Genomic DNA, 18640 nt, shown 5'->3' on the forward strand with positions numbered 1-18640 from the left:
TCTCCCTTCCCCACTCCCTTCCACGCGAGAGATCCCGTCCACGCGAGAGGCAGTCATGACTGATATGCCCAACCAACGTTCCCGTGCCGCGCTGGCCACCGTGCGGCCCTGGCACAGCCTCGCCTCGCTCGGATTGCTGGAGAGCGACCTCACGCCGACCCGTCACGGGGTCCGGCCGTCGGCGGACCGGCACAGCACGTCCGCCGACCGGTCCCGCACCGCCCCCAGGGAGGCGTGAGTACCGTGCCGGCGCACCAGGGAAAGCCCGAGCAGCCCGCCGGAATCCGGCTCAGGCACCGCACCGTGCACGGCTACCGCCGCGCCTTCCGGATGGCGGGCAAGGGCGACACCGTCCTGCTGATCCACGGCATCGGGGACTCCTCGGAGACCTGGCGCGACGTCATGCCGGACCTGGCGAGGAACTACCGGGTGATCGCCCCCGACCTGCTCGGCCACGGCGGATCCGACAAGCCGCGTGCCGACTACTCGCTGCCCGCGTACGCGAACGGCATGCGCGACCTGCTCAGCGTCCTGGGCGTCGAACGGGCCACGCTCGTCGGGCATTCGCTCGGCGGGGCGGTGGCGATGCAGTTCGCCTACCAGTTCCCCGAGCGCTGCGAACGGCTCGTCCTGGTCGGCACCGGCGGCATCGGCCGCCAGGTCACCCCGATGCTCCGCGCGGCCTCGCTGCCCGGCGCCTCGCTGCTCATCCAGGCCCTCCGACTGCCGCCCGTCAAATGGCAGTTCAGCGCGGCCGTGCACATTCTGAAGAAGCTGGACACCGGACTCGGCGTGGACGCCACCGACCTGCTCAGGGTCCTGGAGGCACTGCCCGACGCGACCTCCCGCAGCGCCTTCATCCGTACCCTGCGCGCGGTGGTGGACTGGCGGGGTCAGGTCGGCACCATGCTCGACCGCTGCTACCTCGCCCAGGGCATGCCCACCATGCTGGTGTGGGGCGGTCGCGATCAGGTGGTGCCGCCGATCCACGGCGGCCTGGGGCACGTCTCGATGCCGGGCAGCCGCCTTGAGCTGTTCGAGGACGCGGGGCACTTCCCGTTCCGCTCCGACCCGCGCCGGTTCCTCTCGGTGCTGCGCGACTTCATCGCCACGACGGAGCCCGCCCACTACAGCGCCGAACAGTGGCGCCGCATGCTGCGCACCCGCCGTCCGGGCTCCGACGAGGTCGCCGTCCCCGTGGACATCGCCAGGCTCCGGCCCGCGTAGCGGCCGTGCCGGGGGCAGGTGCCGTGCCGCGTGGAACCCGTGACGTGCGGGTCCGCGGCGCGCAGGGCCCGCGGCGCGTGAGGCCGGGCAGCGGTCGGCGGACGTGAGTGGCGGACATCGCGCACCGCGTCACGGGGTGGCCCTCCGGCCCGGGGCGTCGGCCCGAGCGGGCTGTGCACCGGTTAACTATCGCGGTACACCTTCCGGTACGCATCGCCGCGCGTTCGGCGGCTTCCGTAGAGGGTGGGCCCAACCGGGGCTCGGTACCCGCTGGTTCGGCCACCGTGCCCAACGGCGATCAGGCCATCGACCCGCCGGTCCCCACTGAACCGGTCCGACCGCCTGCCCGCCTGTCCGACCACCGGTCCAGTCCGAACCGGTCCGGCCGCCGGCCCCCACAGCCGTCAGCCCGCACCGACCCCCGACAGGATCGGCTCCGCGATCAGCCACACGCCGGGGCGTACCTCCACCGGATCCCGCCCGGCCGGCGCCTCCGCGGCGCGGATCGCGTCCGCCGTGCGGTTCGCGTGCTCCTTGAGGCGCCGGTCACCGAGCCGCTCGGCCTCGGCCGCGCTCTCGGCCAACCACTCCAGCGCCGTATCCCGCTGCCCCCTGCGCAGGGCGACGAGGGCCAGTCCGCGCAGCGCCTCCGTGCGGCCACGGGCGTCATCTTCCGTACGGGCGACCGTGAGCGCCAAGTCGTACCCCTGCCAGGCCCGCGCCAACAGGTCCTGGCCCAGCAGGACATCGGCCTCGCCCGTCAGGCACCGCGCCGCTCCGGCCCGGTCCCCGCAGCGGGTGAAGAGCTGCCGTGCGCGGCGGTACCGGTCCGTGGCCCGCACGGTGTCCCGGCGTTGCCACGCCAGGTCGCCCAGCGAGCGCAGTACGACGGCCTCGGCGTGGACGTCCTGGGCCCGCAGGGCCGCGTCCAGCGCGAGGTCGTGGCTCGACTGCCAGTCGTCCCACCGGGCGCACGCCTCGAAATAGCCGGCGGAGGCCGACGCGAGGGCGTGGCAGAGCTGCCAGTTTTGCGCCGCGTGGGTCTGCCGCACGGCCTCCAGCAGACCACTGGTCTCTTCCCTGAACCACTGCAGCGGGGTCTCTCCCACCGACAGGTCCGGCGGTGCGCCCGCGACCGGCTTCGGGTGGGCCGTGAGCCGGTCGCGCCCCGGGGCGAGGACCGCGTCCGCGTGCCGCGCCCGGTCCAGGAAGGCCCGGCCGAGCCGCTGCGCCGCGGCGCCCACCGCGCGGGGGTCGTCCTCCGCCAGTACCTCCACCACCAGGGCCCGCAACAGCGAATGGAGGGCGTAGCGCCCGGGGGAGGCCGCCGGGGGCTGTCTGCTGACCTCCAGCAGATGGCTGCGCACCAGCTCGTCCGCGTAGCGCTCCGCCATCGGCAGGTCCGTGGCCAGTAGCGCGGCAATGCTCCACAGGGCGAAGTCCGGCACCGGCGCCAGCGCCAACAGGCGGAAAGCGCGCCGTAGTTCGGTGTCCAGGTCCCGGTACGACGCCAGCAGGCCGGCCCGCACATCCAGGTCGCCGAGCGTCAGGGCGGAGAGCCTGGTCCGCTCGTCGAGCAGCCGCTTGGCAAGACCCGCGGCCGTCCAGTGCGGCCGGGCGGCCAGCCCGGCCGCGGCCACCCGCAGCGCCAGCGGCAGATGCCCGCACAGCCGGGCGATCTCCGCCACCGCTCCGAGATCCTCGCCCATCCGGGGACCGCCGGACGTGAGCAGCATCAACTCGGCGTCCTGCGGGCTCAGTACACCCAGCACCAGATGGTGCGCCCCCTCCAGCGCGGCCAGCGTCCGCGTACTGGTGAGGATCACGGTGCTGTCCGGTACGGCGGACAGCAGCGGACGCACCTGAGCCTCGGTCGTCACCCCGTCCATGATGAGCAGCAGCTTGCGTCCCCGCGTGGCATCGTGCAGCAGATCGGACAGTTCCCCGGCGTCCGTCGGCGTCCCGGAATCAACGCCGGGCCTGAGCCTGCGCAGCAGGGTCGCCAGGGCGGCCCCCGGCTCGACGGGGCGCCCTGTGGCGTCCCTGAGCGGCAGCAGGATCCGGCCGTCGGGGAAGTGCGCGGCGGCGCTGTGCGCGAGCTGCACGGCGAGGGCGGTCTTCCCGGCGCCGGTCCGGCCCGACAGGGCCAGGATCTTGCCGGGCGCCGGGGATTCGGCCGCCAGGAGCCCCATGCCCAGGGCGAGTTCGTCCTCCCGCCCGGCGAAGTCGGCCACCGCGGGCGGCAGCCACAGGGCCGGGCCCGAAGACACGACGGGGAGGTCGCCTCCGGGGCCCGGACCGTTCGCGGGGGCATGGTCGGCGGGGGGCCGCGGGCCGCCGCCCGCGGCCGGCTCCTTGTGCCAGGCGAGCGACGGGTCCGAGGCCAGGACCCGCTCCAGCAGACGGCTCAGCGCGGGGCCCGGCTCGACACCCAGCTCCTCGATCAGCGCGTGCCGGGCCCGATGGTAGGCCTGCAACGCGTCCGACTGTCGCCCCGACCTGTACAGCGCCACCATCAGCCGGCAGTGCAGCGCCTCACGCATGGGGTACTCGTGCGCCAGCGCCATCAGTTCACCGGTCAGCTTGTGGTGCCTGCCGAGCTTCAGGTCGGCGCTGATCCGCTGCTCAAGGACCTCGATGCGGAGCTCGTTGAGTCGTATCGCGTTGGTCTCCAGCGATGGCCCCTGCGGGATGCCCGACAGGGCGGACCCGGTCCAGAGGTCGAGCCCGCGCCCCAGCAGCACGGACGCCTCGTCGTACGCGCCGTTCTCGTACGCCGTCCGGCCCTCCGCGCGCAGCTGCTCGAAGGACGCCAGGTCGAGGTCGTGGGGCGCCAGCTGGATGAGGTAGCCGGGCGGGCGGGTGATCAGGGGCTGCTCCGCGCCGGGGTCGGCCTCCTCCAGGAGCGCCTTGCGCAGCTGGGACACGTACACCTGGAGCGTCGTCGCGGCGGTGCGGGGCGGCCCGCCGCTCCAGAGCTCGTCGATGAGAGTGTGCGTCGACACGACGTGGTTGTACTGCACCAGGAGTGTGGCCAGCACCGCGCGCGGCTTGGCGGCCGACGGCGTACGGGGGAGCATGCGGACTGGTCCGAGAATGCGGAAGCGCATGTCGTATTCCCTTCGAGTGGCGCCCTCCTGGGCGATGCCACGACGACGCCGTGGTCCAGCTGTCCCGGAGAGTGGTGGTCTAGCAGTCCTGGAGAACGGAGGCGGACGCGTTCGCTACGACGCGGCTGCCCTGGGTGAACGAGAGTTGGAGCTCGGCGACGGCCCGGCCCGCCCGGTCGCAGCCGGGTTCGGCAGCCGCGGGGGTGACCGTGCACTGCATGGCGATCCCCGGCTCGGCGAAGCCGCAGAACGCGGCTTTCCACCGGGTGAGCAGGGCGAGACCGGGCCGGAACCCGTACAACTCGGCGGCGGCGAGGAGCGCGGCCTGCCGGGACGCCTCCAGGATGAGGGCGGCGGGTACCTCGCCGGTCTCACCGGGCAGGACGTCCTGGGCCGCCAGGATGTCGACGGGAAAGGTCAGACCAGGCCCGGCGGAGTGCGAGCCCGGGTCCACGCCGAGGCCGATGTCCGCGTCGAAGCCGGTGTCGACGTCGGTGTCGGTGTCGGCGGGCAGTCCGACCAGGACATTGCGCGCCGAACGCCGGCCGATCCGCTCGGGCACCGGAGCCCCGGGAATGCCGTAGGCGTCGGGGGAGGGCGCGGCGGTGCGCTCGCTCTCCAGCCGTCCGATCGTGCGATGGTTCCGGTAGGCACCGGGCATCAGGAACGCGAGCCGGGCCTCCGCGGTGCCGCACTGCTGCCCGTCGATGCTCACCGTGGCCCGGCAATCCAGCCCGCGGGGAACCCCGTTGATGATGTCGGTGGGCGTCAGGTCGAGACCGAGCCCGACCTGGGAACGGCCGGTGGTGATCCGCCAGGGGGCGATGGCGGTGATGCGCGCGGCCCCCGAGACGAACACGACGTGTCGCTTCGGGGAGACCCGGAAGTACCGCTGGGCGGCGAAGAGGGCGGCTTCGCGCAGCGACTCCACGGGGAAGAGCAGGTCGTGGTACGCACCCACGGTGTCGGAGAACAGCGGGTGGTCGACGGGGAGTTCGGCGGAGAAGGCGAAGCTCTGCCGAACCGGTGCGGCCGAGTCCAGCAGAAACGCCTCGGGAGTGTCCGGGCAGTGCACCAAGTGGTGCGCCGCCAGGACGGAGGGGGCGGACAGCACCGGCCTGTCCCGGTGGGCACGGGTCTGCCGCAACGCGGCGGACCGCGGACCGACGGAGGGTGTGGGCATCATGTCCATGGACATCCTCAGTGGCAGGCGGTGTGTGGTGTCGACCACAGTGGCCCAGGCCGCTGAAGAACCAGGGAAGAAGCACTGGAGCCCGCCCGGCGACGGCCCGCCGGTCCGGCCTCAGCTCGTTTCGCGCACCGGCTCGGCCTCCACGACCGGGTGGTCCCGGGGCATGACGCCGACGGCGCTCGCACCGGCCGGCGAGCCCAGGTCGGCGAATATCTCCACGTCCGCGGTGGTGAAGCCGGACCACTCGGTGGGTACGGCGTCCTCGTAGAAGATCGCCTCGACCGGGCAGACGGGCTCGCAGGCACCGCAGTCGACGCATTCGTCTGGGTTGATGTACATCTTGCGCGGGCCCTCGTAGATGCAGTCGACCGGGCATTCGTCGATGCAGGCCTTGTCCTTGAGGTCCACACAGGGCTGGGCGATCACGTACGTCATGAAGAAGTCCCAACGGTCCAGGTGTCGTTGCCGGCGAGTAGTGCGGCGAGGTCGCCTTTGCCGTCTCTCTCGATGGCGGTGTCGAGCTGGTCGGCCATGAGGGTGTCGTAGACGGGTCGGTGGATGCTGCGGAGTACTCCGATGGGGGTGTGGTGCAGGGTGTCGGGGTCGGCGAGGCGTGAGAGTGCGAAGGCTGTGGTGGGGCTTGTCGCGTGTGCGTCGTGGACCAGGATCTGGGACTCGTTGTCGGGGGTGACGGTGATGGCTTTGAGGTCGCCGGTGGTGGGGTCGCGGGTGACACCCTTGGCGCGGTCGGCGCCGAAGCGGATCTGTTCGCCGTGTTCGAGGCGGATGACGGCTTCTTCGGCTTGTTGTTTGTCTTTGAGGGCTTCGAAGGCGCCGTCGTTGAAGATGTTGCAGTTCTGGTAGATCTCGACGAGGGCGGTGCCGGGGTGGTCGGCGGCTTGGCGCAGGACGCTGGTGAGGTGTTTGCGGTCGGAGTCGACGGTGCGGGCGACGAAGCTGGCTTCGGCTCCGATGGCGAGTGAGACGGGGTTGAAGGGTGCGTCGAGGGAGCCCATGGGGGTGGACTTGGTGATTTTGCCGACTTCGGAGGTGGGGGAGTACTGGCCTTTGGTGAGCCCGTAGATCCGGTTGTTGAAGAGCAGGATCTTGAGGTTCACGTTGCGGCGCAGGGCGTGGATGAGGTGGTTGCCGCCGATGGACAGGGCGTCGCCGTCGCCGGTGACGACCCAGACGCTCAAGTCGCGGCGGGAGGAGGCGAGTCCGGTGGCGATGGCGGGGGCGCGGCCGTGGATGGAGTGCATCCCGTAGGTGTTCATGTAGTAGGGGAAGCGGGAGGAGCAGCCGATCCCGGAGACGAAGACGATGTTCTCTTTCGCCAGGCCGAGTTCGGGCATGAAGCCCTGTACGGCGGCGAGGACCGCGTAGTCACCGCAGCCGGGGCACCAGCGCACTTCCTGATCGGACTTGAAGTCCTTCATGGATTGCTTGGCTTCGGCCTTGGGTACCAGCGAGAGCGCCTCAGTCATTGATGGCCTCCTTGAGGGCCTGTGCGAGTTGCTCGGCCTTGAACGGCATTCCGTTGACCTGGTTGTACGAGTGCGCGTTGACCAGGTATTTGGCTCGTACGAGGGTGGCGAGCTGCCCGAGGTTCATCTCGGGGATCACGACTTTCTCGTAGCGTGCCAGCACCTCGCCGAGGTTTCGGGGGAAGGGGTTGAGGTGGCGCAGGTGGGCTTGTGCGATGGGGGTGTTGGTGGTGCGCAGGCGGCGGACGGCGGCGGTGATGGGTCCGTAGGTGGAGCCCCAGCCGAGGACGAGGGTGGTGGCTTGTGCGGGGTCGTCGACTTCGAGGTCGGGGACTTTGATGCCGTCGATTTTGGCCTGGCGGGTGCGGACCATGAAGTCGTGGTTGGCGGGGTCGTAGGAGATGTTGCCGGTGCCGTCCTGCTTCTCGATCCCGCCGATGCGGTGTTCGAGGCCGGGGGTGCCGGGTACCGCCCAGGGGCGGGCCAGGGTGTGCGGGTCTCGTTTGTAGGGCCAGAACACTTCGGTGCCGTCGGCCAGCTCATGGTTGGGCCCGGTCGCGAACTGCACGCGCAGGTCGGGGAGTTCGTCTACTTCCGGGATGCGCCAGGGCTCGGAGCCGTTGGCGAGGTAGCCGTCGGAGAGCAGGAACACCGGGGTGCGGTATGTCAGCGCGATACGGGCGGCGTCCATGGCGGTGTCGAAGCAGTCGCCGGGGGTGCGGGGGGCCACGATGGGTACGGGTGCTTCGCCGTTGCGGCCGTACATGGCTTGGAGGAGGTCGGCCTGTTCGGTTTTGGTCGGCAGTCCGGTGGAGGGGCCGCCGCGCTGGATGGCCACGACGAGCAGGGGGAGTTCCAGTGAGACGGCCAGTCCGATGGTTTCCGACTTCAGTGCTACGCCGGGGCCGGAGGTGGTGGTGACGGCCAGCTGTCCGCCGAAGGCGGCGCCGAGTGCCGCTCCGATGGCGGCGATTTCGTCTTCGGCCTGGAAGGTGCGGACGCCGAAATTTTTGTGCTTCGACAGCTCGTGCAGGATGTCGGAGGCCGGGGTGATCGGATAGGAGCCCAGGTACAGGGGCAGGTCGGCTTGTTGTCCGGCGGCGATCAGGCCGTAGGACAGGGCGAGGTTGCCGGAGATGTTGCGGTAGGTGCCGGCGGCGAACGCTTGGGTGGCGGGGGCGACTTCGTAGGAGACGGCGAAGTCCTCGGTGGTCTCGCCGAAGTTCCAGCCGGCCCGGAACGCGGCCACGTTCGCCTCGGCGATCTGCGGCTTCTTCGCGAACTTCGTCCGCAGGAACTTTTCGGTGCCTTCGGTCGGCCGGTGGTACATCCACGACAGGAGGCCCAGGGCGAACATGTTCTTCGACCGCTCGGCTTCCTTGCGGGGGAGTCCGAAGTCTTTGAGCGCTTCGAGGGTCAGTGTCGTCAGTGGCACCGGGTGGACCTGGTAGGCGTCCAGTGAGCCGTCTTCCAGGGGTGAGGTGTCGTAGCCGACCTTGGCCATCGGGCGTTTGGTGAACTCGTCGGTGTTCACGATGATCTCCGCGCCGCGTGGTACGTCACCGATGTTGGCCTTCAGTGCGGCGGGGTTCATCGCGACCAGCACGTTCGGCGCGTCGCCGGGGGTGAGGATGTCGTGGTCGGCGAAGTGCAGCTGGAAGCTGGAGACGCCGGGCAGGGTCCCGGCCGGTGCGCGGATCTCGGCGGGAAAGTTCGGCAGCGTCGACAGATCGTTCCCGAAAGTCGCCGTCTCCGACGTGAACCGGTCCCCCGTCAGCTGCATCCCGTCACCCGAGTCACCGGCGAACCGAATGATCACCCGATCCAGACGACGCACCTCCTTGACTGGCTGGAGAGGGGACTCTCCCGGGCGCTGAGCTGTATGAACGGCCACCGGCCGCCCCCTTCCGTCGACGTGGCGTGACGCTCTGCCGTCGCACCCTAGGGAGACGTTCTTGTGACCCGCCAAAGCGCACGTGGGGGCGGGCATGAAATCTTCATCCCGCACATGTGATCTCGCGCCTTTCGGTATCCCGGACGCCGTCGCATACTCGTGCCAATTCACGGCACGGGGGGAGGAGGAGTGCCATGTCAATTGCGGCTGCTAGCACCACATTTCATCTCTGGTCCCTGTGCGAGGACGTCATCGTCGAGCCGGGTGAGAGCGACGACGAACTGGTCCTCACGGGCCACTGGGGCACGGAGCGGATCGAGCAACCCGATCCACTCCTCCGCGAGGCGCTGAGGCGCATGGAGCTGGGCCCGGTCCTGCTGGCCAACATCGTGGCGGGGGAGGACGGTTCAGACTCCGGAGACGCGACCCACCTGGTCATGCTGCCGACGCTGAGCCGACTTGCCCCTCATCTGGTGCGGACGTTGGGACTCGATGACCTGAAGGGGCCGCTGCTCTCGGTCTCCGCGGCTTCGCGGCATGCCGCGTTCACCCCGGTGCGGCTGCCCGCGCGGCGGCCGGTCCGGTTGCCGAAGGACGTCTCGCTCACGCTGGAGAGCGCCGGCTTCGCCCTGGAGTCCTCCGGCTCGCCGCACAGGGTGGTGCTGCACCGCCCGGAGGCCGTCTGGGTGGTGGGGCTGCTCGCGTGGCCGGTCACCGCGGACGCGGCTTCGGCGGCGCTGCCGCTGCCGCCCGAGGTGACGGCGGCGGTCATGGACTACCTGGCGGGCGCCGGCATGGCGGCCCCGGTCGACCCGCCGGAGGCGGCCGGTGCCGACCCGGACTGCGTGGCCGCCGAGGACTGGCCGACGTACCCCTGAACGCGGCCGGTCCGGCGGTCCGGGTGAACGGACCGCCTCGTTCGGCCGCCGGCCGGTGCGCTCCCGGAGCATGGGACCCACTCGCCGCTGCCCCGGGTGCCGGTCCGGTCCTGGCTACGGAATCCGGTACGGCTCCGCCCCGCTCTTCACCACCTTGCGCACGGTCTCGATGTCGCCGCATCCGGCGCCGAGAAGCCGTGCCCGCTCCTCGGTGAATGCCGCCGCCAACTCCGCCCTGCGGTCGTCGGTGACGTTCTCGCGGGCGCTGTTGAGGATGGTGCGTTCCTCCTCGTCGGTGTGGTGCGTGACCGCCTCGACCAGCTTCTCCAGCTTCTTGTCCCACTCGTCGGAGCCGATCGTGGAGACTTCGAGCAGGGCGAGCAGCGCCTCGTTCCCCTCGGCGTGCTCCTCTTCGCCGTGCTCGACCTCCTCGTTGTCGATGTGCTTGTAGCGTTTGAGGGCGGGGTAGACCTTGACCTCCTCCGCCTCGCCGTGGGCGATGAGAAGCTCCGCGAACGACCGCAGGGCGCCTCCCCGGTCCCCTTCGACGCTGCGCATCTCGCGGAAGAGGTCCTCCATCGTTCGGTGGTCCTCCAGGATCAGCTCTACGACGTCCTGCGTGGCGCTCTGCTTGTCGGTCATGCCTGCGGCTCCTCTGCTGTGCTCGCGCTGCCGTGCTTGCGGGTACCTGGTCCCGGTACCCCGTTGTCGCCCCGGCAGTACGTCCTGACCACCGGGTGGCCTACCGGACAGCGATAGTTAGGAAAGGTTCCTGTTATCCATTGACAGGGACACGACGCGTTGCCAGGCTGCCCCGCAGCGGCTTGGCGCGGCGCCCGACTTCTCGTGGGCGTGACGCGCTCAGCGAGAGCTCTGACCCGGCCGCCGCACGTCACGCCCACCCTGAACAAGGGGCGTGGCGGCAAGCAAGCTGTCCAGCTCTCGCTGTCTCAGCCAGGGAGTCCAGGCATGCGCCTGACCACCGCCCCACCCCCACTCCGCACCAGAACCACCGTTCTGGCGACCGCGTTCGCCGCCGTTCTGCTCCTCATCGTCGGCCTGCTGCTGATGAATCCGGACCGGGCCGACGCCGCGGCCGATCCACTGATCTCCGGCGGTAAGCCCGCCACCGCGTCCTCCATGGAGGAATCCGCACTCGGCGCCGCCCAGGCCTTCGACGGCGACCCGGCCACCCGCTGGGCCAGCGTCGAGGGCAAGGACCCGCAGTGGCTCCAGGTCGACCTCGGCGCCGCCGCCGCCATCTCGCGGGTCACGCTGGCCTGGGAGGCGGCGTACGCGAAGGCCTATCGCATCGAGGTCTCCGACGACGCCACCACCTGGACCCGGCTCGCCAACGAGACCGCCGGCAACGGAAGTTCGGACGAATGGGCGGGCCTGTCCGGCAAGGGCCGCTATCTGCGGGTGTACGGAACCGCTCGCGGCACCGCGTACGGCTACTCGCTCCACGAGGTCGAGGTCTACGGCAGCCTGGCCGACGGCCCCCCGCCGACCGGGGCCTTCACGGTCGTGGCCGCCGGGGACATCGCGGCGCGGTGCACCGCGTCCTCCAGCTCCTGCGCGCATCCGAAGACCGCCGTGCAGGCGCAGCGGATCGACCCGAAGTTCTATCTGACCATGGGCGACAACCAGTACGACGACGCCATTATCTCCGACTTCCGCTCGTACTACGACACGACGTGGGGGAAGTTCAAGGCCAAGACCCGCCCGGTCCCCGGCAACCACGAGACCTACGACCCGGCCGGGTCGCTCTCCGGTTACAAGAGCTACTTCGGCGCGATCGCCTACCCGCAGGGCAAGTCCTACTACAGCTACGACGAGGGCAATTGGCACTTCGTGGCCCTCGACTCCAACGCCTTCGACCAGGCCGCGCAGATCCAGTGGCTGAAGGACGATCTGGCACGCAACAAGAAGGGCTGCATCGCCGCGTACTTCCACCACCCGCTCTACAGCTCCGGCGGACACGGCAACGACCCGGTCGGCAAGCCGGTCTGGAAGATTCTGTACGGCGCCAAGGCCGACCTCGTCCTGAACGGCCACGACCACCACTACGAGCGCTTCGCCCCGCAGAACGCCGACGGGCAGGCCAAGGCCGACGGGATCGTGGAGATCATCGGTGGCATGGGCGGCGCCGAGCCCTACCCGATCGAGGAGGTACAGCCCAACAGTGAGAAGCGCGTCAGCGGCCCTTACGGTGTGCTCAAGCTGAACTTCACCGACACCACCTTCGGCTGGCAGTACGTCGACACCGCGGGCCAGGTGAAGGACACCGGCCCCACGTACACCTGCCACTGACCCCGAGGCGCACGGTCGGTCCCGGCGCCCTCGTCACCCTCCGGACACCGCGGACGGTGACGAGGCGCCGGGCACTGCCAGTCGGGCCCGGCCCGAGCCGTCGGCGGGCACCGTCCAGACGGCCGAGGACCGTGCGGTGCGGCCGGGAACGGCATAGGCGAGGGTCCGGTCGTCCAGCCACGCCACCTGGTCGTCCACGGACCGGGTCTCTGCCAGCGGCGTCTCGCGCATCGTTCCGAGATCGAGCACATGCAGACGCCAGGGTGCCGCGCCGCCGCCGGACACCCGCTTCTTGAAGGCGACGCGGGTGTTGTCGGGGGAGAGCGAGGGACATTCGACGTTCTCCCGGACGGTGTGCGCGCTCCACTTCTTCATGTCGCCCTCGACCAGGTAGGTCTTTCCCCGGCTGGCCATCGTCGCGAAGAAGCGGTTGTCGTCGCGCGCGAAGGTGACGCCCCAGAAGTTCACGTCCGAGGAGTGGTACCGCTTGCCGTCCCGGTAGACCTGGATGGTCTCCATGTTCTTGATCAGGTAGCCGGTGCGGGTGTCGAGAATGCCGCTGCGGGTCGAGAAGGACGACGAGGAGTATGAGTCCCCGGTCACGAAGACGGTCCAGGCGACCATCCGCCCGGAGGCGGAGACCCTGGCCCTGTTGGGCACGCCGGGAAGCAGCACGCTGCGCTTCTCCTTGAGGTCCCGGTCGAGGATCACTGCCTTTGTCCTGGGCGGGATACCGGGCCTGGACGCCAGACAGACCGCCGTGGCGCCTCCCGTGTAGAACCGGTGACAGGGCATGGCGGACTCCCTCACCTTCCCCCGGCTCCCGCCCTTGCCGTCGGCCGGCCGGGAGACCGAAGCGAGCCTGCCCTTGTCGGTCCGGAAGAACAGCGCGGGGCCGTCTCCCAGGGACAGGACGCTCTGTGCGCCGCCGGCGGGCTCGGTGCGATGCGCGCTGTTCACGGCGTGCACGACGCCCAGCGTCGTGAGCAGCACGGTGGCGGCGCCCACGGCGACGAATCTGGACCGCAGGCTCATGGCGGCGAAGGGGCTCTTGGTGGGGGTGGGCTCATCGGGGGAGTTCACGGCGTCGGCTCCTGCTGTGTGGGAAGGAGGAAAAGGCTGATCGGCAGGGTGAGGGCGAGACCGGCGGCAGCGAGGGCGAGGGCCGGCTGTGTGCCCCAGGTCGTCCAGGCCGCGCCGAAGAGCACGGAGGCGAGAAGACGGCCCACGGCTTGGCCGGTCTGCAAGATCGCGAGTCCGCCCGCCCGTTGGGTGCCCGGCAGCGAGGGCCCCGCCAGGGCCATGAGCACGCCGTCGGTTGCCGCGTAGAACGTGCCGTGCAGTACGAGGGCGGCGATCAGGAGCGCAGGGCCGCCGAGTGGGGTGAGCAACACCGCGTACACGGCCAACAGGGCTGTGTGGCCCAGGAGATAGAGCCCACGGCGGCCACGGCGGTCCGCGATCCTGCCGAACGGTACGGCGAGCGTCAGGTACACCAGGGCCGTCCCGAGCGGCAGCAGGGGAAGGTACCCGGCGGTGAAGTCGAGGCGGCTCTGCAGGAGCAGGAAGATGAAGCCGTCCCCGACGGTGACCAGGCCGAGCGCCGAAGCGGTGATCAGCATCCGGCGGAAGCCCGGCTCGCGCACCAGACCCACGGTGTCCCGCAACCTGGGCGCGGCGGCCTTGCGGTCCGAGGTGTCGCGGTGCCCGGGGACGAAGGCGAGCAGGATGAGCACGCCCAGGACGCCGAAGCAGAAGCTGACGACGAAGACGCTCTCGTACCCGTCCATGGTCGCCCACAGCAGGGCGAACGCGGCAAGGGGCCCCAGCAGGGCGCCGGTTGTGTCCATCGCGCGGTGCACGCCGAAGGCCCGGCCGAGGTCGTGCGGGTCGCAGCTGAGCGTGATGAGCGCGTCCCTGGGACCGGTGCGAATACCCTTGCCCACCCGGTCGGCGGCCAGGGCGGTGGAGAGGGCGGGAGCCGAGGTGCCGGCGAAGAGCAGGCCGAGCTTGCAGAGCGCGGAGAGGGCGTAACCCGCGCCGGCGACGGCCTTGTGCCGCTGCCGGCGGTCGGCGATGTGCCCGCCGGCGAGTCGTACGAACGCGCTGATCCCGTTGTAGACGCCATCGAGGAACCCGAACTGAAGGGGGCTGAGCCCCAGGCCGAGGACGAAGTAGAGAGGCATCACCGCGGTGATCATCTCGGAGGAGATGTCACTGACGAGGCTGACCGCACCCAACGCGACGACCGTCCCCGCCACGCCTTTGCGGGCGGGGCCCGACCCGGGTGGCCGGCCGCCCGCCAGGCTGTCGGGCACGTCCGTGGATCTGCTTGAGGCGAGATACATAGGGGCTCCGCGGCCGTGGGGGACAGGTACGGACAGGGCACAGCTGTGCCCTGGGGGAGGGGTGGAGCAGAAGCTCGACTGTTAGGAACCTTTCCTTATATTTGACTGCCCTTGTCGTGTCTCGCACAAGAGTTGTGACAGGAGGTGTGCCGGGAAGCGGGTCGGAGCATGCGACGACGGAGCGGGGTGGGGCTCGTATTGATAATGGGATCCATGTTCATGTAGCGTCGCTGTCGTTCACGCAGCCAGTGCGCAACCAGGAGGACCGGCATGGCCGTACCCAAGCGGAAGATGTCCCGCAGCAACACCCGGCACCGTCGCGCGCAGTGGAAGGCGACCACACCGCAGCTGGTGCCGATCACGGTCGACGACTCCGCCTTCCTGGTGCCGCAGCGCCTGGCGAAGGCTTACCGGCGTGGGCTGTTGGGCCCGGAGAGCTGACATCCGGCCTGGCGTACCCGGGCAGACGCACCGCGACTCGACCCGAGGCTGACCGGACGCCCCCACTCCATGACCGCACGTATCACCCCGCCCAGGAGGAACCGTGGCTCGTCGCAGCGACGCCCGAATGCCCGCCAAGTCCCGCCCCAATCCGCTGGATCAGGCGCGCATCACGTACATCGACTACAAGGACACCGACCTGCTGCGGAAGTTCATCTCGGACCGGGGGAAGATCCGCAGCCGCAGAGTGACCCGGGTCGGCGCCCAGCAGCAACGGCTGTTGGCCCGCGCGATCAAGAACGCCCGGGAGATGGCCCTGCTGCCGTACGCGTCGCGCTGATCCGCCGTCGAACTCGCGCTCCGCTCAAGGGGTGTCGGCCAGCAGTGTCCGGCGGAACTCGGCGACCAGCGGCCTGAGGTCGACCCGGTGCCACGCGGCCCACAGCCGTGTCGACGGCGTGTACCAGGGCAGTTCGCGCACCACCACGCCCTCCGTCGCGCCGCGCGGCATGCTCTTCTGAATCATCCCCGCGCCGAGCCCCGAGGCCACCAGGCCCAGCGCGGCCAGCGGTTCGGCCGCCTCCCAGCGGGCCTCGGGAGTGAAGCCGGCCGCGACGCACGAGGCGAGGAACGCATCGCGCCACCCCGGGTCCTGAGTGTTCTCCACCATGATCCAAGGCTGCCCGTCCAGGTCCTCGGGGGTGAGCTGCTCGCGCTGCGCCAGCGGGTGCCGTGCGGGCAGCGCGATCAGCAAGGGGTCCTCCAGGAGCAGGGCGGCGCCCAGGTCCGGGTCGTCGTGCTCCGGGGGTCGCACACGAAGGCGATGTCGAGGCTCCGCTCCCCTGAGTCCTTCGAGCTGCGCGGCCGGCTGGAGGTTGTAGCGAGCGACGTGGACGTCCGGCTTCCCGTCGTAGAGGGTGCGCAGGGCGCCCGGCAGCACCTCGCCGTGCGTCGCGTGGCCCACGTAACCGATGCACAGGCCGCCCTCCTCCCCGCGCCCGAGCCCGCGCCCGAGGTTTTCGAGCCGGTCGTCGAATGGTCCGGCTCTTTCACGCCCGTCGGCGTCACCGACAGCGAGGCCGTCGCACTGTTCCACGGCATCTACCGTGACGGCCTCACGGCGCTGAAAACCGCGATCGGAGGCTGATCCCGGTAGCCGGAGGATGAACGGCCCACCCCTGAGGCAGGATTGGCGGCCGGGAGCCAGGCATCGACGCCAGCCGGGGGAAAGCAGGGCACGGATGACCGCACGGCTCGGAATCGCCTATCACCCGGCCATGCTCGGCCTGCGGCTGCTGATGGAGCTGACGGCGCTGGTCTGCTTCGGATACTGGGCCTGGCAGGTGAGCGAAGGGCCGCTGCGGTACGTCGCGGTGGTCGCGGCCCCCCTGCTGGTCGCCGTCGTCTGGGGGGTGTTCGCCACCCCCGGCGACAAGTCGCGGTCCGGGAACACCGTGGTCGCGACCGCGGGACCCGTGCGGCTGTTGCTCGAACTGGCGGTGTTCTTCGGCGGCGTTGCGGCGCTCCACGCGGCCGGCGCCGAACTCCCGGCTCTGGTCCTCGCCGGGATACTCGTGGCTTACCACGCCGCTTCCCTCGACCGGACGGCCTGGCTGCTCCGCCACTGAACGCCCGGCCCGCGCGCCGCCCCTTTTGTCGACGAGCCCGGACTGGGCCGTGTCGGTGTTGGGCCGAACGGGTGAGACGGGTGAGAATGGCTCAATGCAGACACAGTGCGCGGGCGAGGTGGTCCGGTGAGCAGGTACGACGCCACCGACGAGCAGTGGGCCGGGCTCGCCCAGGTCGTGCCGTTGCGCGGCCGGGACCAGTGGCCGTCGCAGGTCGATCACCGCACGATGCCCCAGGAGTACGGCGCCGAGCAACGGCGCATGATCGTGCTGCGCGTGCAGGTCTTCGCCGACGCACGTGAGGTAGCGGAGTACCTCGTCGCGCAGATTCCGGTGCTGCTCGACCTGACCGCGGCCGACAGCGACGTGGCGAAGCGGATCCTGGACTTCAGCAGCGGTGTCGTCTTCGGCCTCGGCAGCGGGATGCACCGGGTCGACCGCAATGTCTTCCTGTTGGCTCCGGAGGGCATGGAGGTCGACGGGGCCGAGGCCGCCGCCGTCCCCCGATCGTAGGAAGGTTCGTCGGGCGTAACGGTTCGCCACCGCCGGCCCTGGCTACCGTCCGGCCATGACTGTGCTTCCCCGGGCGACCGCCCCCACCCCCGCGGCCGGCCCCCACCGGCCGCCCACCGTCGTCGAACTCAGGCTGTCCGCCTTCAAGGCGCACCGCGGGACAGTGGTCCCGCTCGGCCCGGTGACCCTCCTCGCCGGGGCCAGTGGCAGCGGCAAGTCGAGTGTCCTCCAGGTGTACGAGGCCCTGGCCCGGCTGGGCGGCGGCGCCGAACTGGCCGAGGCCTTCCCCCGGCCGACCGAGTGCGTGCCCGAACGGGCGGCGCCCGACGCCCAGGGGCGGCGCGGCTTCCGGATCGGCTGCACCGTGGACGGGCCCGTAGGACCCGTACGGCTCGATCTCGCCGTGCAGGTCGAGCCGGAGCTGCGGATCGCCGGTGAGCGGTTGACGTGCGACGGGCGGACGCTGTTGACCACCGCGCTGCGCGATCCGGCGCGGCGCGCCGTGCAGGCGGGCTGGCACACGGCGGGAGCCGCGCCGATGACGCGTGCGCCGCTGCCCGACGACCGGCTGGGCACCGCGCTGCTGCCACTGCGCGTCGCGGGCCGGACGCCGGGTCAACTGCAGGTACTGGCCGCTGCCGAGCAGGTGATTCTCGCGTTGCGCTCGGTGTTCGCCTGCGACCCGAGGCCGCCGCGGATGCGAAAGCCGGTGCCGACGGGAGAGGGACGGCTGCGAACGGGCTGCGACAACCTCGCGGAGGTGCTGTGGCGCACCCGCAGCCAGTGCGCGAGGCGCCATGCGCGACTGACCGCCATGGTGCGCGCCGGATGCGCGGGACCGGTGACCGAGCTGACCGTCGAGGAGCTCATCGACGGCACGGTACGGGCGGTGCTGGCCCGCGGTGACCGGTGGTCCACACCCGTCGAGCAGCTGGGAGACGGGGAGTTGCGCTACCTGGCCCTCGCCCTGGTGCTGCTGACCGGGCCGGGGGTGCTGGCCATGGACGCCGTCGCCGAGGTGCCTCCGGCGATGCAGGCGCTCACCGTTCTGGCGGACGGCTTCGACCAATGCCTGGATGCCACGCAGACGCGGGAGCTGCTGGCCCTCGCCGCGGACATCTGCGGGGAGAGGCACATGCGGCTGGTGGGGGCGGTCACGGATGCGCCGTACGCGCGCGGAGTGGACGGGGTGACGGTGGTAGACCTGAGGGTGTGACGGAACAGGATGTGCAGGGACTGCAGCGCAGGCTGGCCGAGTTCGCGACGGCGCGGGGGTGGGAGCCGTACCACACGCCGAAGAACCTCGCGGTGGCGCTGAGCGTGGAGGCGTCCGAACTGGTCGAGATCTTCCAGTGGTTGACGCCCGAGGAGTCGGCGCGGGTGATGGAGGATCCGCGCTCAGCGCACCGGGTGGCGGACGAGGTCGCCGACGTTCTGGCGTATCTCCTGCAGTTCTGTGAGGTGTTGGGGGTCGATGTGCTGGCGGCGCTGGCAGCCAAGATCGACCGGAACGAACATCGTTTCCCGGTGCCGAAAACCAAGAATCGTCACTCTTCGGAGTGAGTGACATATCCACAACCGTCGATTAGTGCACAGATTTCGCCATAGC

20 protein-coding genes are annotated in these 18640 nt (G+C 70.5%); 11 read left to right on the top strand and 9 right to left on the bottom strand.

Annotated features, from left to right (window positions below; all coding sequences use genetic code 11):
- The first annotated feature begins 55 nt into the window (after positions 1-55).
- The gene (locus tag ACLLJJ_RS32505; protein WP_434597778.1) at positions 56-238 is read left to right on the top strand and encodes a hypothetical protein; all 183 of its coding nucleotides are present in this window, start codon (positions 56-58) and stop codon (positions 236-238) included.
- Complete coding sequence (locus ACLLJJ_RS32510) at positions 235-1227, top strand: alpha/beta fold hydrolase (protein WP_434597781.1); 993 nt, start codon at positions 235-237, stop codon at positions 1225-1227. The genes ACLLJJ_RS32505 and ACLLJJ_RS32510 overlap by 4 nt, the downstream gene beginning before the upstream one ends.
- Before the next feature lie 404 nt (positions 1228-1631).
- On the opposite strand, the gene ACLLJJ_RS32515 is transcribed toward ACLLJJ_RS32510, so the two are convergent.
- The 5 genes from ACLLJJ_RS32515 to ACLLJJ_RS32535 form a co-directional block, all read right to left on the bottom strand.
- Positions 1632-4337 (bottom strand): BTAD domain-containing putative transcriptional regulator, encoded by a 2706-nt coding sequence (locus ACLLJJ_RS32515; RefSeq protein ID WP_434597783.1) that lies wholly within the window; start codon positions 4335-4337, stop codon positions 1632-1634.
- A gap of 79 nt (positions 4338-4416) precedes the next feature.
- Positions 4417-5529, bottom strand: coding sequence for an AfsA-related hotdog domain-containing protein (locus ACLLJJ_RS32520; protein ID WP_434597785.1), 1113 nt, complete (start codon positions 5527-5529; stop codon positions 4417-4419).
- A 111-nt stretch (positions 5530-5640) separates the two neighbouring features.
- Entirely contained in the window at positions 5641-5964 is a 324-nt protein-coding gene (gene fdxA / locus ACLLJJ_RS32525; RefSeq protein ID WP_434597787.1) for a ferredoxin, read from the bottom strand.
- Complete coding sequence (locus ACLLJJ_RS32530) at positions 5961-7016, bottom strand: 2-oxoacid:ferredoxin oxidoreductase subunit beta (protein ID WP_434597789.1); 1056 nt, start codon at positions 7014-7016, stop codon at positions 5961-5963. The genes fdxA and ACLLJJ_RS32530 overlap by 4 nt, the downstream gene beginning before the upstream one ends.
- Positions 7009-9006 carry a 2-oxoacid:acceptor oxidoreductase subunit alpha gene (locus tag ACLLJJ_RS32535; protein WP_434597791.1) on the bottom strand — a complete coding sequence of 666 codons (1998 nt, stop codon included), beginning with the start codon at positions 9004-9006 and terminating at the stop codon, positions 7009-7011. The genes ACLLJJ_RS32530 and ACLLJJ_RS32535 overlap by 8 nt, the downstream gene beginning before the upstream one ends.
- A 98-nt stretch (positions 9007-9104) precedes the next feature.
- Between ACLLJJ_RS32535 and ACLLJJ_RS32540 the strand changes: the two genes are divergently transcribed.
- The gene (locus ACLLJJ_RS32540; RefSeq protein WP_434597793.1) at positions 9105-9788 is read left to right on the top strand and encodes an NADH oxidase; all 684 of its coding nucleotides are present in this window, start codon (positions 9105-9107) and stop codon (positions 9786-9788) included.
- Between the two features lie 114 nt (positions 9789-9902).
- On the opposite strand, the gene ACLLJJ_RS32545 is transcribed toward ACLLJJ_RS32540, so the two are convergent.
- Positions 9903-10430, bottom strand: a complete 528-nt coding sequence (locus tag ACLLJJ_RS32545) for a hemerythrin domain-containing protein (RefSeq protein WP_434597795.1) — start codon at positions 10428-10430, stop codon at positions 9903-9905.
- Between the two features lie 327 nt (positions 10431-10757).
- Between ACLLJJ_RS32545 and ACLLJJ_RS32550 the strand changes: the two genes are divergently transcribed.
- The gene (locus tag ACLLJJ_RS32550; protein ID WP_434597798.1) at positions 10758-12101 is read left to right on the top strand and encodes a discoidin domain-containing protein; all 1344 of its coding nucleotides are present in this window, start codon (positions 10758-10760) and stop codon (positions 12099-12101) included.
- A 33-nt stretch (positions 12102-12134) separates the two neighbouring features.
- On the opposite strand, the gene ACLLJJ_RS32555 is transcribed toward ACLLJJ_RS32550, so the two are convergent.
- On the bottom strand, positions 12135-13184 hold the full coding sequence (locus ACLLJJ_RS32555) for a hypothetical protein (RefSeq protein WP_434597800.1): 1050 nt from the start codon (positions 13182-13184) through the stop codon (positions 12135-12137).
- Positions 13181-14449, bottom strand: coding sequence for an MFS transporter (locus tag ACLLJJ_RS32560; RefSeq protein WP_434597802.1), 1269 nt, complete (start codon positions 14447-14449; stop codon positions 13181-13183). The genes ACLLJJ_RS32555 and ACLLJJ_RS32560 overlap by 4 nt, the downstream gene beginning before the upstream one ends.
- Before the next feature lie 270 nt (positions 14450-14719).
- Between ACLLJJ_RS32560 and rpmF the strand changes: the two genes are divergently transcribed.
- Together rpmF and rpsR are read left to right on the top strand one after the other, a co-directional pair.
- Positions 14720-14890, top strand: coding sequence for a 50S ribosomal protein L32 (gene rpmF / locus ACLLJJ_RS32565; protein WP_434597804.1), 171 nt, complete (start codon positions 14720-14722; stop codon positions 14888-14890).
- 127 nt (positions 14891-15017) lie between these two features.
- Positions 15018-15230, top strand: a complete 213-nt coding sequence (gene rpsR, locus ACLLJJ_RS32570; RefSeq protein WP_434600583.1) for a 30S ribosomal protein S18 — start codon at positions 15018-15020, stop codon at positions 15228-15230.
- A gap of 24 nt (positions 15231-15254) precedes the next feature.
- Here the strand turns inward: rpsR and ACLLJJ_RS32575 are convergent, their stop codons facing one another.
- Complete coding sequence (locus tag ACLLJJ_RS32575; protein ID WP_434597806.1) at positions 15255-15854, bottom strand: LysR family substrate-binding domain-containing protein; 600 nt, start codon at positions 15852-15854, stop codon at positions 15255-15257.
- On the opposite strand from ACLLJJ_RS32575, the gene ACLLJJ_RS32580 reads away from it, so the two are divergent.
- From ACLLJJ_RS32580 to ACLLJJ_RS32600, 5 genes are all read left to right on the top strand, one after another.
- The gene (locus ACLLJJ_RS32580; RefSeq protein ID WP_434597809.1) at positions 15846-16037 is read left to right on the top strand and encodes a hypothetical protein; all 192 of its coding nucleotides are present in this window, start codon (positions 15846-15848) and stop codon (positions 16035-16037) included. The two genes, ACLLJJ_RS32575 and ACLLJJ_RS32580, sit on opposite strands and share 9 nt — an antisense overlap.
- 94 nt (positions 16038-16131) lie before the next feature.
- Positions 16132-16518, top strand: coding sequence for a DUF2568 domain-containing protein (locus ACLLJJ_RS32585; protein WP_434597811.1), 387 nt, complete (start codon positions 16132-16134; stop codon positions 16516-16518).
- Between the two features lie 126 nt (positions 16519-16644).
- Complete coding sequence (locus tag ACLLJJ_RS32590; protein ID WP_434597813.1) at positions 16645-17031, top strand: cell division protein SepF; 387 nt, start codon at positions 16645-16647, stop codon at positions 17029-17031.
- Between the two features lie 55 nt (positions 17032-17086).
- Positions 17087-18247 (top strand): AAA family ATPase, encoded by a 1161-nt coding sequence (locus ACLLJJ_RS32595; RefSeq protein ID WP_434597816.1) that lies wholly within the window; start codon positions 17087-17089, stop codon positions 18245-18247.
- Positions 18244-18594 (top strand): nucleotide pyrophosphohydrolase, encoded by a 351-nt coding sequence (locus ACLLJJ_RS32600; RefSeq protein WP_434597818.1) that lies wholly within the window; start codon positions 18244-18246, stop codon positions 18592-18594. Before ACLLJJ_RS32595 ends, ACLLJJ_RS32600 begins: the two co-directional genes overlap by 4 nt.
- The last annotated feature ends 46 nt before the right edge of the window (positions 18595-18640 follow it).

Source organism: Streptomyces sp. A5-4 (genome assembly GCF_051131715.1).
GTDB lineage: Bacteria > Actinomycetota > Actinomycetes > Streptomycetales > Streptomycetaceae > Streptomyces.

Coding starts and splice junctions, on each gene's coding strand:
- ACLLJJ_RS32505 (WP_434597778.1), top strand. CDS start 56: ATGACTGATATGCCCAACCAACGTTCCCGTGCCGCGCTGGCCACCGTG.
- ACLLJJ_RS32515 (WP_434597783.1), bottom strand. CDS start 4,337: ATGCGCTTCCGCATTCTCGGACCAGTCCGCATGCTCCCCCGTACGCCG.
- ACLLJJ_RS32520 (WP_434597785.1), bottom strand. CDS start 5,529: ATGGACATGATGCCCACACCCTCCGTCGGTCCGCGGTCCGCCGCGTTG.
- fdxA (WP_434597787.1), bottom strand. CDS start 5,964: ATGACGTACGTGATCGCCCAGCCCTGTGTGGACCTCAAGGACAAGGCC.
- ACLLJJ_RS32530 (WP_434597789.1), bottom strand. CDS start 7,016: ATGACTGAGGCGCTCTCGCTGGTACCCAAGGCCGAAGCCAAGCAATCC.
- ACLLJJ_RS32535 (WP_434597791.1), bottom strand. CDS start 9,006: ATGCCCGCCCCCACGTGCGCTTTGGCGGGTCACAAGAACGTCTCCCTA.
- ACLLJJ_RS32540 (WP_434597793.1), top strand. CDS start 9,105: ATGTCAATTGCGGCTGCTAGCACCACATTTCATCTCTGGTCCCTGTGC.
- ACLLJJ_RS32545 (WP_434597795.1), bottom strand. CDS start 10,430: ATGACCGACAAGCAGAGCGCCACGCAGGACGTCGTAGAGCTGATCCTG.
- ACLLJJ_RS32550 (WP_434597798.1), top strand. CDS start 10,758: ATGCGCCTGACCACCGCCCCACCCCCACTCCGCACCAGAACCACCGTT.
- ACLLJJ_RS32560 (WP_434597802.1), bottom strand. CDS start 14,449: ATGTATCTCGCCTCAAGCAGATCCACGGACGTGCCCGACAGCCTGGCG.
- rpmF (WP_434597804.1), top strand. CDS start 14,720: ATGGCCGTACCCAAGCGGAAGATGTCCCGCAGCAACACCCGGCACCGT.
- rpsR (WP_434600583.1), top strand. CDS start 15,018: ATGCCCGCCAAGTCCCGCCCCAATCCGCTGGATCAGGCGCGCATCACG.
- ACLLJJ_RS32585 (WP_434597811.1), top strand. CDS start 16,132: ATGACCGCACGGCTCGGAATCGCCTATCACCCGGCCATGCTCGGCCTG.
- ACLLJJ_RS32595 (WP_434597816.1), top strand. CDS start 17,087: ATGACTGTGCTTCCCCGGGCGACCGCCCCCACCCCCGCGGCCGGCCCC.